Here is a 204-nt window from a genome sequence, read left to right on the forward strand (position 1 = left end):
TTAGGTATATATCAATTAATTATAACGGTAAACTGGAAAAATGATGCAAATCTTAACAGAGAAGAGTTATAGCTCATTGCGTAAACTGTTTGTAAACAAACAATGGCGTATTTTGACGTGGGAAATAAATTAAGCACGACCAAGAGAGGAGATAATAAAAACAAGAAGAGCCATTTGTAGACTTGGTGCGTCCGAGTGGACTCG

The organism is Photorhabdus antumapuensis, assembly GCF_020387775.1.
In the GTDB taxonomy this organism is placed as follows: domain Bacteria; phylum Pseudomonadota; class Gammaproteobacteria; order Enterobacterales; family Enterobacteriaceae; genus Photorhabdus; species Photorhabdus antumapuensis.